The organism is Pseudomonadota bacterium (assembly GCA_026388315.1).
In the GTDB taxonomy this organism is placed as follows: domain Bacteria; phylum Desulfobacterota; class Syntrophorhabdia; order Syntrophorhabdales; family Syntrophorhabdaceae; genus MWEV01.
In genome coordinates this window covers 49,182-63,878 of record JAPLKA010000021.1, presented here as the reverse complement: position 1 = coordinate 63,878, position 14,697 = coordinate 49,182, and the positions used below count along the sequence as shown (strand labels likewise).

16 protein-coding genes and 3 tRNA genes are annotated in these 14,697 nt (G+C 40.8%); 12 read left to right on the top strand and 7 right to left on the bottom strand.

Features of this window, described 5'->3' with window-relative positions:
• Positions 1-35: 35 nt before the first annotated feature.
• The 8 genes from NTX75_01930 to pth all read left to right on the top strand — a co-directional run bounded on the left by NTX75_01930 (position 36) and on the right by pth (position 7,267).
• On the top strand, positions 36-2,384 hold the full coding sequence (locus NTX75_01930) for a TIGR03936 family radical SAM-associated protein (protein MCX5814987.1): 2,349 nt from the start codon (positions 36-38) through the stop codon (positions 2,382-2,384).
• On the top strand, positions 2,374-3,861 hold the full coding sequence (locus NTX75_01925) for an Rne/Rng family ribonuclease (GenBank protein ID MCX5814986.1): 1,488 nt from the start codon (positions 2,374-2,376) through the stop codon (positions 3,859-3,861). Before NTX75_01930 ends, NTX75_01925 begins: the two co-directional genes overlap by 11 nt.
• Complete coding sequence (gene ispE / locus NTX75_01920) at positions 3,845-4,681, top strand: 4-(cytidine 5'-diphospho)-2-C-methyl-D-erythritol kinase (protein MCX5814985.1); 837 nt, start codon at positions 3,845-3,847, stop codon at positions 4,679-4,681. Before NTX75_01925 ends, ispE begins: the two co-directional genes overlap by 17 nt.
• Before the next feature lie 18 nt (positions 4,682-4,699).
• Positions 4,700-4,969 carry a septation regulator SpoVG gene (gene spoVG / locus NTX75_01915; protein ID MCX5814984.1) on the top strand — a complete coding sequence of 90 codons (270 nt, stop codon included), beginning with the start codon at positions 4,700-4,702 and terminating at the stop codon, positions 4,967-4,969.
• A gap of 11 nt (positions 4,970-4,980) precedes the next feature.
• Positions 4,981-5,052 (top strand) — tRNA-Gln (locus tag NTX75_01910).
• A gap of 20 nt (positions 5,053-5,072) precedes the next feature.
• Positions 5,073-6,008, top strand: coding sequence for a ribose-phosphate pyrophosphokinase (locus NTX75_01905; protein MCX5814983.1), 936 nt, complete (start codon positions 5,073-5,075; stop codon positions 6,006-6,008).
• An 84-nt stretch (positions 6,009-6,092) separates the two neighbouring features.
• The gene (locus NTX75_01900; GenBank protein MCX5814982.1) at positions 6,093-6,710 is read left to right on the top strand and encodes a 50S ribosomal protein L25; all 618 of its coding nucleotides are present in this window, start codon (positions 6,093-6,095) and stop codon (positions 6,708-6,710) included.
• Between the two features lie 2 nt (positions 6,711-6,712).
• Positions 6,713-7,267, top strand: coding sequence for an aminoacyl-tRNA hydrolase (gene pth, locus NTX75_01895; GenBank protein ID MCX5814981.1), 555 nt, complete (start codon positions 6,713-6,715; stop codon positions 7,265-7,267).
• On the opposite strand, the gene NTX75_01890 is transcribed toward pth, so the two are convergent.
• From NTX75_01890 to htpX, 5 genes are all read right to left on the bottom strand, one after another.
• Entirely contained in the window at positions 7,222-7,821 is a 600-nt protein-coding gene (locus NTX75_01890; GenBank protein MCX5814980.1) for a DUF3786 domain-containing protein, read from the bottom strand. The two genes, pth and NTX75_01890, sit on opposite strands and share 46 nt — an antisense overlap.
• Before the next feature lie 89 nt (positions 7,822-7,910).
• Complete coding sequence (gene rpe, locus NTX75_01885) at positions 7,911-8,573, bottom strand: ribulose-phosphate 3-epimerase (protein MCX5814979.1); 663 nt, start codon at positions 8,571-8,573, stop codon at positions 7,911-7,913.
• Between the two features lies 1 nt (position 8,574).
• Positions 8,575-9,279, bottom strand: a complete 705-nt coding sequence (locus NTX75_01880) for a PASTA domain-containing protein (GenBank protein MCX5814978.1) — start codon at positions 9,277-9,279, stop codon at positions 8,575-8,577.
• Positions 9,276-10,544 (bottom strand): 16S rRNA (cytosine(967)-C(5))-methyltransferase RsmB, encoded by a 1,269-nt coding sequence (gene rsmB / locus NTX75_01875; GenBank protein ID MCX5814977.1) that lies wholly within the window; start codon positions 10,542-10,544, stop codon positions 9,276-9,278. The genes NTX75_01880 and rsmB overlap by 4 nt, the downstream gene beginning before the upstream one ends.
• A gap of 22 nt (positions 10,545-10,566) precedes the next feature.
• Positions 10,567-11,421, bottom strand: a complete 855-nt coding sequence (htpX, locus tag NTX75_01870; GenBank protein MCX5814976.1) for a zinc metalloprotease HtpX — start codon at positions 11,419-11,421, stop codon at positions 10,567-10,569.
• A gap of 135 nt (positions 11,422-11,556) precedes the next feature.
• Between htpX and NTX75_01865 the strand changes: the two genes are divergently transcribed.
• The 4 genes from NTX75_01865 to NTX75_01850 all read left to right on the top strand — a co-directional run bounded on the left by NTX75_01865 (position 11,557) and on the right by NTX75_01850 (position 13,268).
• Positions 11,557-12,201, top strand: coding sequence for a DedA family protein (locus tag NTX75_01865; GenBank protein MCX5814975.1), 645 nt, complete (start codon positions 11,557-11,559; stop codon positions 12,199-12,201).
• On the top strand, positions 12,194-12,664 hold the full coding sequence (locus NTX75_01860; protein MCX5814974.1) for a DUF192 domain-containing protein: 471 nt from the start codon (positions 12,194-12,196) through the stop codon (positions 12,662-12,664). The genes NTX75_01865 and NTX75_01860 overlap by 8 nt, the downstream gene beginning before the upstream one ends.
• 452 nt (positions 12,665-13,116) lie before the next feature.
• Positions 13,117-13,190, top strand: a tRNA-Lys gene (locus tag NTX75_01855).
• 5 nt (positions 13,191-13,195) lie between these two features.
• A tRNA-Glu gene (locus NTX75_01850) sits at positions 13,196-13,268 on the top strand.
• Positions 13,269-13,311: 43 nt separating this feature from the next.
• On the opposite strand, the gene NTX75_01845 is transcribed toward NTX75_01850, so the two are convergent.
• Entirely contained in the window at positions 13,312-13,446 is a 135-nt protein-coding gene (locus NTX75_01845; protein MCX5814973.1) for a hypothetical protein, read from the bottom strand.
• A 198-nt stretch (positions 13,447-13,644) separates the two neighbouring features.
• Positions 13,645-14,697, bottom strand: a complete 1,053-nt coding sequence (locus NTX75_01840) for a tyrosine-type recombinase/integrase (GenBank protein MCX5814972.1) — start codon at positions 14,695-14,697, stop codon at positions 13,645-13,647.

Here is a 14,697-nt window from a genome sequence, read left to right as displayed (position 1 = left end):
CCATTCATAATGCTTAATTGATTTGAATATCTCATATGATAGCCATTCCCAATAACATCGCAAAGCCTGCCCGTTATACAGGCATAGAAACTAATAAGACAATGAAAGACCCTGAGTCTGTTCTTGTCCGCTTTGCCCTCTGCTATCCTGATATATATGAAGTGGGAATGTCCTATTACGGGTACTTTCTTCTCTATGAGCTTGCCAATACAATAGAAAGAGTCTGGTGCGAAAGGTGTTTTGCGCCATGGGACGACATGGATGCCTATCTGAAAGAAAACAATTACCCGCTCCTTACCCTCGAATCAAAGACACCATTGCACAGGATGGACCTCGTTGGTTTTTCCCTGTCATATGAGTTGAATGTTACAAACGTGATTAATATGCTCAAGCTTGGCGGTATCAGGATAAGGTCTGAAGAGAGGGCAGGGGGGCCGATTGTAATAGGCGGCGGGCCGTCAATGCTCAATCCTAAGCCCTTTGAAGGTTTTTTTGATCTCATTGTAGTTGGTGAGGCAGACGATGTGCTCGTTAATATATTAACTATGATGAAAGGACTCAAAGGCCTTGACAGATACCATGTAATACAGGAATTGGCCAATCTGGAGGGTGTTTACTCACCGCTTTTCAATAAAGAAAAGGTACAGCGTTTATACATCAAAGACCTCGATAGCTCGTATCATGCAACAAGTCCTCCAATACCTGTTGTTAACAGTATTCACAACAGATTGAACATAGAGATATCGAGAGGCTGCGGGAACGGTTGCAGGTTTTGCCTTGCAGGTTTTGGATACAGGCCATACAGGGAAAGATCCTTCGAAAAGGTAACAGAGATTATAGACATGGCAATTAAAAATACCGGATTCGAAGAATTATCTTTGCTTTCACTGAGTTCCGGCGATTACAGTTCCCTTTTTCAGACGATCTCATACATCAAAAACAACCACAAAGGCGTTTCTGTGTCGTTGCCTTCATTGAAAATAGGGAGCATCGATGAAGATGCTATCGGTGCTATTGCAGGTATCGCACGAACAGGCTTCACCTTTGCCCTTGAGGCTGCATCGCCCGATATACGATGCAGGATTAACAAGAATATCGATGTGGATGCATTGTTTTCACAACTCCCCACACTCAGGAAATATGGATGGAAAAGATTGAAATTGTACTTTATGATCGGTTTCCCCTGGGAAATAGATGAAGACATGGATGTTGTCAAAGAGATTTTTACCCATTTTGAAAAAGCAGGGATTGATGTAAATCTTGCAATTTCCCCCTTCATTCCTAAACCTCATACACCATTTCAATGGTTGCCCATGGAAGACAAGGACATTTTAAAAGAAAAAATGCTCAGGATTAAAAGCGTATTAAGAAAAAAGTCTGGGAGAGTAAAATACAGGGACATAGAAACAAGTCTAATTGAAGGTATTATATCAAGGGGCGATAGTGCGCTGATGCCTCTTTTCGAATCTCTTGCCGATAAGAATACAAGGCTTGAAGCGTGGGGCGAATTTTTTAAACCGAACCTATACCATGAATGGTTTGATGAAAACGGCCTTGACATGAAACGATATCTGCGGGGGAGATCATTCGATAATCCGTTGCCATGGGACTTTATCGATACAGGCATTGATCGTAATTTTTTAATGAATGAATTCAGCAGGGCCGAAAAGGGAGAAATCACCGGTGATTGTTATAAAGGATGTGAAGGGTGCGGGATAGGGTGCGATAAAGGCAGGGGTCAAGGGGTCGAGGGTCCAAGGGTTCAAGGGATTTCAACTATCGACTATCGAATACCGAATATCGATTCTGAAACGGGACATTCTCAATTCTCAATTCACAATTCACAAGCTTTAATCCTGCCGAAGACGGAACAATCCGAAATTTCTAAGAAGATTACTTTCCGTTATGCTAAGTATGCCGATGCGCGGTATATAGGCCATATAGACACGATGAATATTTTATTAAGGGCAATACGGTCATGTGGCATCCAGTTGAAGATGCACGGAAAATATCATCCTCTTCCCAAAATTGCCCTGTCTGATGCGCTACCTGTTGGTATAGAGAGTACATGTGAGTTGGTAGAAATAGAAACTGATAGTGATATTTTACATTTCGGGACACTCCTGAAAAAGATAAACTTAAAATTACCGAAAGGCATAAAGATTCATGAGGCTATTGTGGGAAGCTTAAAAGATATGGTAAAAGAATACTCCTATGTTCTCGTATCGGAAGACGAGAGAGAAATGGAAGAGATAACAAAGTGGCGAACAAATGTCAAAAAACACTTTTATATATGGAAAGGAAAGGGTATTAAGAGTTTATGGCAATTAGGAACATTTCAAAGAATTTTGAAAGTAGAGGATAGAAGAATTTATGGCATCTGAACTGATAATCAATGTGACGTTTAACGAAATCAGGATGGCTTTTCTGGAGAATGGTATTCCCGTTGAGTTCTTCATAGAGAGGAAGAATGATAAGAATATAGTCGGCAATATTTACAAAGGCAAGGTTGTCAGGATAGTTCCTGGAATGGACGCTGCTTTTGTTGATGTAGGCCTTGAGAAATCTGCCTTTCTTTACGTTGGTGATATCCTGTTGGACAGGGCCATGTATGAGGAATATGAAGATACTGATTTTGTTCCCCAGGTAGAGGTCAATGAAAGGATTGAGGGAGTTCTGGAGGAAGGCCAGGAGATAATTGTCCAGGTTTCAAGGGAACCCATCGGGCAGAAAGGGACACGTGTGACCTCGAAAATTACCTTACCCGGCAGGCTCCTTGTACTCATGCCATCAACACAACATATAGGTGTTTCAAGAAGAATTGAGCAGGAAGAGGAGAGAAAAAGGCTTGCAAGCGTATTGAAAGAAATTTGTCCCAAGGGATTTGGCCTTATAGCGAGGACAGCGTCTGAGGGCAAAATTGAAGAAGAACTGGCAAGCGACCTTAATTTTCTCCAGAGAATATGGGAGAGTATACAGAACAAGGCAAAACACGTAAGGGCCCCTTCAATCCTGCATCAGGACCTTGGTATGATTTTACGGGTTATCAGGGACCTTCATTCTCATAACTTGAAAAGAATAGTGGTTGATGACGAGACTGTCTTTTTAAAGATAAAGGAATTCTTAAAAGAGTATTTGCCCGAAGAAGGATGCGAAGCGATCTGTTTTAACGAGAAAGACCCTGTCTTTGAGGCTTTCGGAATAGAGATTGATATTGCCAAACTTACACAAAAGAAGATATGGCTGAAATCGGGTGGTTATATCGTATTTGATTACACAGAGGCCTTGACCGTAATCGATGTAAACACGGGAAGATATCTCGGCAGGAAAGACCTTGAAGATACGATACTGAGGACCAATCTCGAAGCCGTGAAAGAGATTGCCTACCAGATACGCTTACGGAACATCGGTGGTATTATTGTTGTCGACTTTATAGATATGGAGCGGAAAGAATCAAGGGAGATGGTCTTCCAGGCGCTTGTCGATGCCTTGAAGAAAGACAGGATAAAGACCTTTGCATATCCGATAAGCGAGATTGGGCTTGTACAGATAACGCGGAAAAGAACAAGACATAATATTGTCGATATGCTCACTGAAATGTGTCCAAATTGTGATGGTGCCAGCTATATTAAATCCCGTTACACTGTGTGTTATGAAGTCCTGAGAGAACTCCTTAGTTTTTGCAGGAAAGAAGGGGGTAAAAAGATAAATCTTTATTTAGCGCCTGAAGTGGCAAGCTTCATTTACGAGGAAGAAAAAAGCTCAATTGAACATATTGAAAATACCTACGAGACAAAAATCAATATTATTGCCAACCCTGCATTAAGCATTAACAGGTTTCATATTGAAAAAGCACATTAAATCTCCTGCCAAGGTAAACCTGTTCCTGAAAGTTCTCTCAAAAAGACCTGACGGGTATCATAATATCGTGAGTATTGTTGATATTATATCTCTTTATGATGTTATATCAATTGAGGAATTAGAAGATGACGTTGTCATAGTAAACGACGATAGAGGTGTTTTGCCGGAAGGTCAGGCAAATACGATCTACAGGGCAGCCATGCTGCTAAAGGAAAGATTCAATATTCACTCAGGTGTGAAAGTATTTGTTGAAAAACATATCCCTATCGGCAGCGGGCTTGGTGGTCCAAGCAGTAATGCTGCTACCGTTTTGAAAGAACTTATCAGGATGTGGGAATTGAAAATAAATTTTGATGAGCTAACTGATATTGGGAGGAAGATAGGAGCAGATGTCCCCCTGTTCCTCTTTTGTAAGCCATGCGTCATGAGGGGGACAGGCGAAGCAATATCTCCAGTGAAATTGCCATCGCTCTGGTATCTTATAGTCTATCCAAATGTGATTTTAAGCACAAAAGCGGTATATGAAGGTTTAAAAATCGTATTGACAAAAAAAGAAAATGATATTAAATTGATAGAGCAGTTTTATTCTGTCCATGATATTGCAGGCTTGCTGGAGAATGATCTTGAGACAGTCGCAATTCCAATGTGCCCAACAATTAAAGCTATAAAAGACAGAATTATCAAAGCCGGGGCAATTGGTGCACTAATGAGTGGCAGCGGCTCATCCGTCTTTGGTATTTTTGAAAATGAGGAGGGGGCAGAAAGGGGATTGTTACATTTGAAAGATATGTGTAGCGTGTTTGTAGCGCATAGTATTTAGTACACAGGAGGGGGCGTAATGGATATTACAGAAGTTAAGATTTTCCCTGTAAGTGACAAAAAAGTAAAAGCATACGTGTCTATAGTATTGGATGGTTGTTTTATTGTGAGAGATTTGAAGGTGATAAATGGTGATAGCAAGCTTTTTGTTGCGATGCCGAGTAAAAAGATGAAGGATGGCTCTTACAGGGATATGGTCCACCCTTTAGACAATCCCACAAGACAGAAAATTGAGTCAAGTGTTTTAGAGGCGTATGAAAAACAAGTAGTTGGAAAACAAACTGATTAAAATACTTTATTTGGGGTGTCGTCAAGCGGTAAGACACAGGCCTTTGGAGCCTGTATTCGGAGGTTCGAATCCTCCCGCCCCAGAAAATAACAGGGGGCAATAAGTGGATAAGCTCAGAATATTTACTGGTAATGCAAACAGGGAGCTTACAGAAAAGATATGTAAATTTTTAAAGATTGAACTGGGCAAAGCCAAGGTCGGCAAGTTCAGTGATGGCGAGATCCAGGTGGAGATTGAAGAAAGTGTCAGGGGCATGGATACCTTTCTGGTTCAGCCTACTTGCCCGCCGGTGAGCCACAATCTTATGGAAGTTCTCATTATGCTCGATGCATTGAAAAGGGCATCTGCAGCAAGGATTACCGTGGTAATGCCTTACTACGGGTATGCAAGACAGGACAGGAAGGTTTTTCCGAGGACATCCATATCGGCAAGGCTTGTGGCAAATCTTATTACAATGGCAGGGGCTTCAAGGATTCTTGCCATGGATTTGCATGCCGGGCAAATTCAAGGTTTTTTTGATATTCCCGTTGATCATCTCTATGCACTGCCGGTGCAGCTTGAATATCTCAACAAAATTGAGGGGGAGTTTGTTATTGTCTCTCCCGATGCAGGCGGTGTTGAGAGGGCAAGAGAACTTGGTAAAAGGATGAATTCTTCTTTGGCAATTATCGATAAGAGGAGAGAGAAGGCAAATGTTTCGAAGGTTATGCACATCATTGGAAATGTTGAAAATAAAGTAGCCATCATTCTCGATGATATGATTGATACCGGTGGAACAATAGTTCAGGCGGCTGAAGCGATAATCCAGGATGGCGCCAGGGCTGTTTATGCATGCTGTACACATCCCGTCCTTTCGGGTAATGCCGTAGAAAGAATTGCAAATTCATCACTTACAGAACTTGTTGTCACAAATACGATACCGCTTTCAGAAGAAGCAAAAAAGGTTACTAAAATAAAAGTGCTCGATGTTTCACCAATACTCGGTGAAGCCATTAAAAGAATATACAGGGCTGAGTCTGTAAGCTCGTTATTTGTATAAAAGCTGTGAATGGTGAATAGTAAATAGTATTTAGCTAACGACTGTTCACTAACGACTATTCACTGAATTAAATGGAGGTTGTAAATGGAAGATATTTTAATTAAAGCAGAGATTAGAAAAGGTAAAGGGAAATCCAAAGCAAAGAGTACAAGAGAGAAAGGCGGAATCCCCTGTGTTTTGTACGGGAGGGGTTTGGAGTCATTAGGGATTACTATTTCTCTGAAAGACTGGGAAAGATTACGCAAAAACATTAAGAGAAATACAATCTTGAAGATGGAATTGCGCAATGAAGGTGGCGTAGAAGAAAAACCTGTCATGATAAAAGATATACAGAGAGGAATCCTGAAGGATGAAGTTCTCCATATAGATTTCCTGCAGGTATCAATGGAAAGAAAAATTGAGGTGGAAATACCGATACACCTTACAGGCGAAGCGATCGGGGTGAAAAATAGCGGTATCGTAGAGTTGCACCTCCGAACGATCATGGTTGAATGTCTCCCATCGATGATACCGGAAAAAATTGATTTAGATGTGACGAACCTTGATATAGGTGACTCCATCCATGCAAATGAAATTTCAATACCCGGTGTAAAGATTCTTGAGCATATGGATGTTGCAATTGTTACCATAATTCCGCCATCAGGTGGTGAGGAAAAGGCTGTAACGGCAGAAGCGGTAGAGGTTGAAAAGAAGGAGGAATAAAGATATTTTCGTTTCTATTATGCGGTCTCGGGAACAAGGGTTTTGAATATTCGTACACAAGACATAATATCGGCTATCTTGTTATAGACAGATATTCGGAAAAATTCAATATTCCCCTGACAAAAAAGAGATATGGATGTAAGACGGGTGCCCAGGATAATGTCCTTCTTGCAAAACCCGATACATATATGAACCTTTCGGGTACTCCTGTATCTTCTCTTATCAGGAATATGAATATACCACTGGAGAATTTTATCCTCATCCATGACGATCTTGATATGGATTTCGGGCGTATCAAAATAAAATGGAATGGAGGCCATGGCGGACATAAGGGGGTAGGGTCGGTTATCGGCGCACTTCAGTCCAATCTGTTCCACAGGGTTAAAATAGGTATCGGCAGGAATCCCTCTATGACCCCTGAAGATTATGTTCTTTCAAGATTTCAGAAAGAGGATGCAGAGACACTTCGCGAATCTCTCGATAGTGTAGCAGAAGCACTCCATGTATTTATCTATGAAGGAAAAGAAAAGGCGATGAGTATGTACAACAGGCAGTAAGCCAATGCTGAGAACTTGATTCTTGCCTCTTTTATAATCCTTGTTGATGCCAGTTTTGTGATGACTGTGATATCCTCAAGGGGCAGGTAATGGAGGATTGAGGAATCAAAAAGCATTTTTAAAGCAGGGGCAAACTCTTCATCTCCTTCCCACAAAATAAAGGTGATGGGAACTTTCGGAAATACATAAAGGGTGAAGGATGTATCACCGTAATCCTCTTCTGTTCCGCCAAGTCCCAGACCCGCTTCAAGAAAGGCATGTTTATCTAACCCAAAGGCGGACAAAAGTGGTTTTGCAGCCCTTTTCTCAAAAACAGGCTGATAGCCCCTCAACCCCGGTATGTCTTCATAGGTAATCTTTTCGCCACTCAGGGGTTCGCCAGATGAGGTGTTCATATAGTGAAGGATTATGATCCTTGTCACAAGTGTAATATTGGTATTCTTTGAACTCTTGAATGAGAAGCCCGGGATATTGATGTTTATTGTCTCATCGAAAAACGGTACCGAAACAGTATATGCCTTTTGATTGTTCCTGTACGTTAGTCCGGCGTTTATGAATTTTTCTTCATAATCTGAGATTAACAGTTCTTTACAGGCAATATCAAATACCTTTTTATAAGTTTTTTGTTTTTCGAGAATCAGTTTTATTCTCCCAGAATGTTTCTTATTTCCTGAATTTTCTTTATGTAGTCCTTACTGTGAAAAATTTCCGTACCCATTACCAGTATATCTGCACCTGCATCGACAACCTTCTTTACATTAGATGCTTTAATTCCGCCATCTACCTGAAGGTCAACATGTCTACCTGTTTCTTCTATCATCCTTTTTGCCTTTCTGATCTTTCCATCCATGGAGGATATATATCCCTGGCCACCAAAACCAGGGTTTACTGTCATGATTAAAAGGAGATCAGCATCCTTTATCGCATATTCGATGCTGTTAAGTGGAGTGGCAGGGTTTAGCGTTATCCCCGCCTTTTTGCCGTTCGATTTTATAATATCTATGGTTTTCAGGATATGATTATCTGTTTCCACATGAACGGTAACAATATCGGCCCCTGCTTTGATAAAATCTTCAACGAACATGGCAGGGTTCTCTATCATGAGGTGGACATCGAGAATTTTCGAAGTAATTTTCCTGATATGCTCAACAAAAAGAGGACCGATGGTGATATTGGGAACGAAGTGCCCATCCATAACGTCTATATGTATGAGATCTGCTCCTGCCTTTTCTACAGCCTTAATCTCTTTCTCAAGTGTTAAAAAGTTACATGACAGAATTGAAGGGGCTATTTTTGTTTTGTTCATTTTATCCTCCGGATAAGACCTTTATTTCTATTTCGCCATCATTTTTGAATATCATTTTTGGGGGTGCTGATGTTGTTATGGCCATTTTTGTTGAATTATGTCCCTCCAATACATAATTAACCTTGTATTTTATGTTTTTGCCAGCCATCCCTTCAACTAAATCACGGGGTGTCATATCTTTATAGTCAGGCATTAAAAAATACTGATTCTCTTCGACTCCAACAAAGAGCGTGACACCTTTTCCCTTAATAACATCCTTTCCGCCTTTGGGTGTCTGTGCAACAACCTTTCCTGCTTTTGGATGGGGGACACGTATTATCTTTGCTATTTCAATATTCTTTTCCTTCAAGATGCCCTCAGCGTCTGCAAGGGATTTACCTTCAAGGGTCGGGAGCGATATAAGCTCAGGGCCTTCCGAGACGATAACCATCACTGTCCTGCCCAGCCGGGTAGAGATGTTTGCTTCAGGCCTCTGAACCGTAATATGATTATATGGAACATCATTCCGTCTTTCGTATCTCGATATGCTCAATGATAACCCCTTGTTTTCCACTAAGCGCTTTGCATCTTCAACGGTTTCCCCCCTGATATCCGGGCATATTACATTGATCTGCATTTTCAGTAAGATATTAATGGTGAGATACGCAGAAAAGGAAAAGACGAATATGAATATCAATATGTATAAAAAGGCCTTAAACCAGCTCATATCTTTTTTAATCTTGCGATGAAAAATCCATCCATCTCTGTTTCATAAGGGAGAGATAAAAAATATTCTCTATTAAACAGAAAAGGGAGTGGATTTTCAAGCACAAATGATCTTTTGTTTTTAAACCTTTCTATTACCTGAAGGGTCTCTTCCGGCTCAAATGAACAGACGCTATATACCATATGTCCATTGGTTTTCAGATTATCCCATAGTGAGTCGAGTAATTCGAGCTGATAATTTCCGAAATCAACAATATCTTTCTCATTCCTGCGCCATTTTATTTCGGGGTGTTTTCTTATAATACCAAGTGACGAACATGGTGCATCAATGAGAATAATGTCAATGCTTTCTTTTTTAAAAGGGTTGTGGAGCGCATCTCCCAGCAGGCGATCGGTGTCTCTACTTATAGATTGCAACCTTTTGAATTCGTTATCCATAGCAAAAATAAAGGCGTCGTGTGAGCGTTCCTGTATGTGCAGGGTTTTTGTGCCTAATCCTGCGCATGCGTCTAAAATTATATCTCCTTTTTCCGGCTGAATTGACAGACCCACAAGCTGGGATGCCTCGTCCTGAATGCGGATCAAACCTTTTTTAAAAAGGGTAGTTTTAAATACCGGCATGAGCCTGTCTACATAGAGGGCATATTCCGAATAAGGACCTTTTCTTGTTTTGATACCTTTGCCTTCAAGCTCTTCTGCCGCTTCATCCCTGCTCATCCGGTTGATGTCTACTCTTATGGAGAATTCAGGCGTCTTATTCAGGAACTCGAAAAGTCTTACTGCATTTTCCTTTCCGTATCGTTCAAGCCATCTTTTTGTGAGCCATTCTGGGAAAGAATATGCTAAAGGCAAATCTCGAATCTCAACACCCGTAAGCGGGTACCCGGCATCTCGAATTTTCGAAAATTCATCTGATTCACGGATGAATTTTCGTAAGACGGCATTGATAAAACCAGCCACGTAAGTGCCGTATTCTTTCTTGGCATAGTCGACAGTTTCGTTGACAATGTGATAGTCTCCTTTTTTCATAAAAGAAATCTGGTAGATGCTTGCCCAGAGAAGATACCTGATCTCCTGTTTCACATTTTTTTTGACAAGCCGGGATATTACCCAATTGAGGAAACCCTTCCAGCGTATTACACCGGAAGATATCTCGTAAATTAATGATTTTTGAGCATCAGAAAGGGTATAGCGTGAAAAAAAGCTATTAATGACTTCATCGAGAAAGTAGCCTTCTTCGACCTTCTTAACTATCTGGATTGTCAGCGATCTTAGGGTGGATCCGAAACTATCTTCTATAAGCCATCTCCTCCAATCTTTTTATCCTTTCTTCCATTGGAGGGTGGGTGCTGAAAAGGGCAAGAACTCCTTTTGCAGTAAATGGATTCACAATGAAGAGCGGTGCAGTTGAAGGATTTGCATTGTTCATAGGAGTGAGTGCAACTCCAGCACTTAATTTTTTTAGTGCACCCGATAAGTGCAAAGGATTTCCCGAAAGCCTTGCTCCCCCTTCATCTGCAAGATATTCCCTGGACCTGGAAATAGCGAGTTGTATGAGCATTGCTGCGAAGGCGGCAAAAATAGAGAAGATAATGACACTAAAGATATTGCCTCTGCCATCTTCGTCATCACTGCTGCCTCCGCCAAAGAAAGCTGCAAATCTTGCCCAATTGGCAATCATGGTAATAGCCCCGGCAAGTGTCGCTGCAACAGTCTGGATGAGAATATCCCTGTGTTTTATGTGGGACATTTCATGGGCGATCACGCCTTCAAGCTCATCCCTGTTTAATATGCGTAAAATCCCGGTTGTTACGGCAACCACGCCATTCGATGGATTTCTTCCTGTTGCGAAAGCATTCGGACTCTCATTTTCTATTACGTAAACCCTCGGCATTGGAATGGATGCCTTCTGGGAAAGATTATTGACGATACTGTAAAGTTGTGGCGCTTCTTTCTCTGAAACCGGCTTTGCACTGTACATGGCCAGGACGATCTTGTCACAGAACCAGTAGCTAACAACATTCATTATCAGGGCTATCATAAAGGCAATATAAGCGCCTGTCTGACCACCTATCATGCTTCCCAGGGCAACAAAAATAATTGTTAAAAAAACCATCAGAAAAAATGTTTTTGCTTGATTCATTTAAACCCCCGGATGAATTTAGTATTAAATTATACACATTTACACATTTTGTCAAGGCAGGGCAGGGTTTCAACCGTTGACTCTTTGTTTATATCAGTGTACTATACAGCGAAAAAATGTCTCTGAGGATATTAAATGGAATGGATAAAATATATTATTGATTTTGTAATCCATATTGACTTGCATCTTGGCGCTCTTATTAAGGATTATGGACTCTGGACCTATCTGATTCTTTTTCTCATCATTTTTTGTGAAACAGGTCTTGTGGTAACACCGATTCTTCCAGGGGACTCATTGTTGTTTGCAGCAGGCACATTTGCTGCATTAGGGTCTTTAGATATTGCCTGGCTGTTTGTGCTCCTTTCATTAGCTGCCATAGCAGGCGATACCGTTAATTACTGGATCGGGAGTTTTGTGGGGCCAAAGATTTTCCAAAAAGAAAAGATACGCTTTCTCAATAAAGAACACCTCGAACGTACGCATCGGTTTTATGAAAAATATGGCGGAAAAACCATTGTTATCGCACGTTTTATGCCTATCATCAGAACCTTTGCTCCTTTTGTTGCGGGGATTGGAAGCATGACCTACTGGAAGTTTATCAGTTATAACGTAATAGGCGGTGTTGCCTGGATAGCGCTCTGTATGTTTGCCGGTTATTATTTTGGCAATCTGACCTTTGTAAAAAAGAACTTTTCCTTTGTTATCCTCGCAATCGTTATTATTTCAATTTTGCCTGGTGTTATTGAATTTTTGCGGCATAAATATAGAAAAAATGGTTGATCACATTCGTTTTTTTTTATTACCCGTACTGTTCATTACACTCTTTGGATATTTTTATCCATATCATGTTTATGCGAAAGACAAAACTGTAACTTTTTATGGAGATGATGAGAAAAAGCTATGCAGTTTTAAGGTTGAGCTTGCGTCGACACCTCAGGAGCACGAGAAGGGGCTCATGTTCAGAAAGTCGCTCGGTCAAAATGCCGGGATGCTTTTCATATTCAGCGGTGATGAAATAAGGTTTTTCTGGATGAGAAATACTTTTATCTCCCTCGATATGGTTTTTATAGATTCAAGATTTATGGTTGCCGACATTTACCGTTTTGCAAAACCACATGACGAAACCACTATTGCTTCAAAAGCCCCGGCCAGATATGTCCTTGAAATCAATGGAGGAACAGCGGACCGTTGTAATCTGAAGGTTGGCACGAAAGTTGGTTTTACAGGCTTTTTAACCCGTTAATAACCTTCGCCCCTCTTTATACCTGTTTGCATATAACGCTTAACTTTGCTCAGAGCCTTAAACCTCATTTGCAATTTGGTATTAAGCGGTTGGAGATATTTTCAACATGTTTTGTGAAAAACTTGTTAAAAAGTTGTAGACATCCATTTCCATATTATTGGTATTATAAGGGTTATCTTATTATGACTCTCTGTTAAGCAGTCAAAAAGCCTAATAGAAACAATGGTATTTTCAATTGATTCTATTAGGCTTCATGGCAGGCGAATAGAAAAGTGTAATAAATAAGTTCAGCGTTATTGAGCAGTTACAGTGTATACATTTTTGACACCTTTTAGAGGGCTTTGTAATGGGCTTTCTTGGACCGTCTTTTTTCGTCTTAGTTTTAATTGTTGTGTGATCGACTTCATTAGACTTGACAATACCTGAAAATTTTCATATCTTTATAGGCTCACGGGCCGTTAACTCAGGTTGGTAGAGTATCTGCCTTTTAAGCAGAGAGTCGCAAGTTCAAGTCTTGCACGGCCCAAAAATGTCCCCATCGTCTAGAGGCCTAGGACACTGGCCTTTCACGCCGGCAACCGGAGTTCGAATCTCCGTGGGGACGCATTTTAATTTCCTCGTACATTGATAGCTCTCCGCTATAATTGCTATAAAAACTTTATGGCTCCGCCAAATGGCCCGATATGCTTTCCTGCACGTTCGACAAGAGCATCATCACAAATATAAAATGGAGTGTCCCTGCGGTCTTTAATTTCTATGACATCGTCTGATTTTACGGCCACAATTAATGCCCCTCTTCTGTGATGTTGTCAGTGTGTTGTCGGTTGTCTTTTTGGGAGGTTTGTAACTTATTGAAATTACAAGCCGACGCGGGGAATTGAACCCCGGACCTGCTCATTACGAGTGAGGTTTCTCATCTAATAATATCAAACACTTACAAGCAAGTGGGCGCATTTTGAGAGCAATCCCCTTTTTTTGTTTTACTTAATAGAACGCAATATTTTTCTGGAAAGACCGAGCGCTGGACCTATTTTGTCCATTGCTTTTTTCTGATACGCCGGGGACAAGTGGGCATATATTTTTGTTGTTCTTTTGTCGGAATGGCCGAGGATGTTAGCAATGTTGTCAAGGGTTTCGCCTGACATCGCAAGATAACTGGCTGTCGTATGTCTGAGGTCGTGCAATCTAATATTCGGTATCTTTGCATCTTTAACATACCCGTGAAACTTTCTTGATATGGCGTCTGGCGATCTCCACCTGGGGAAAACAAAACCTATATTGCGTTTTATCGGCTTTAGGATAGCCTTTAATTCTTCCGAAATCGTTACGGTCCGCTCTGCGTGGGTCTTCGTCTTGACAATGATAATATAATCTTCTTTGATATGCTCCCATCTAAGCCTGACAAGCTCCGCACGCCTGCATCCGGTAAGAATGTATGTATAAACCATAGTGCTAAAGTCAGGATCGGTAATTGCCTTGAATAAAACAGCCACTTCTTTTATTTCCAGGTAACGGGGTATTTTTTCATCTTCCTTGTATTGTTTGTGCTTTAAATAAGGGTTTTCTGATAGGTATTTCCAATCTACGGCTTTGTTAAAGGCTGCCTTTAGCCTTCTAATATAGGTGTTCACCGTTGATTTACTCGCGCCCGATGCTAACACGTCGGAATGAAATGTAGAAATGTCTTTGCTGGTAATATTTCTCAATGCTTTATTGCCTACATTGTCGATGAATTTTCTAAAAGAAAGGTCGTCGGATCGTTCTGAGGATGCTTCTTTTGTTGAGCTCACAATCTTAATGTAATCTTTTTTGAATTGTTCAAGGGTAATCGTGCTGCCCTTACTGCTAAGTTCTGTTAGCTTTCCCGAAAGCACACCACGCTTTAGCCTGTTGAAAGCGGTCTGAGCGATACTTTTGTCTTTAGTATGGAGAGATTGTTTTTGGTTGTGCTTTAACTCTACGTAATAAATACCGTTAGCACGTTTAAATAACCTCATGGTGTCGATCTTAAAAAATAACAATTTATCTGTCAA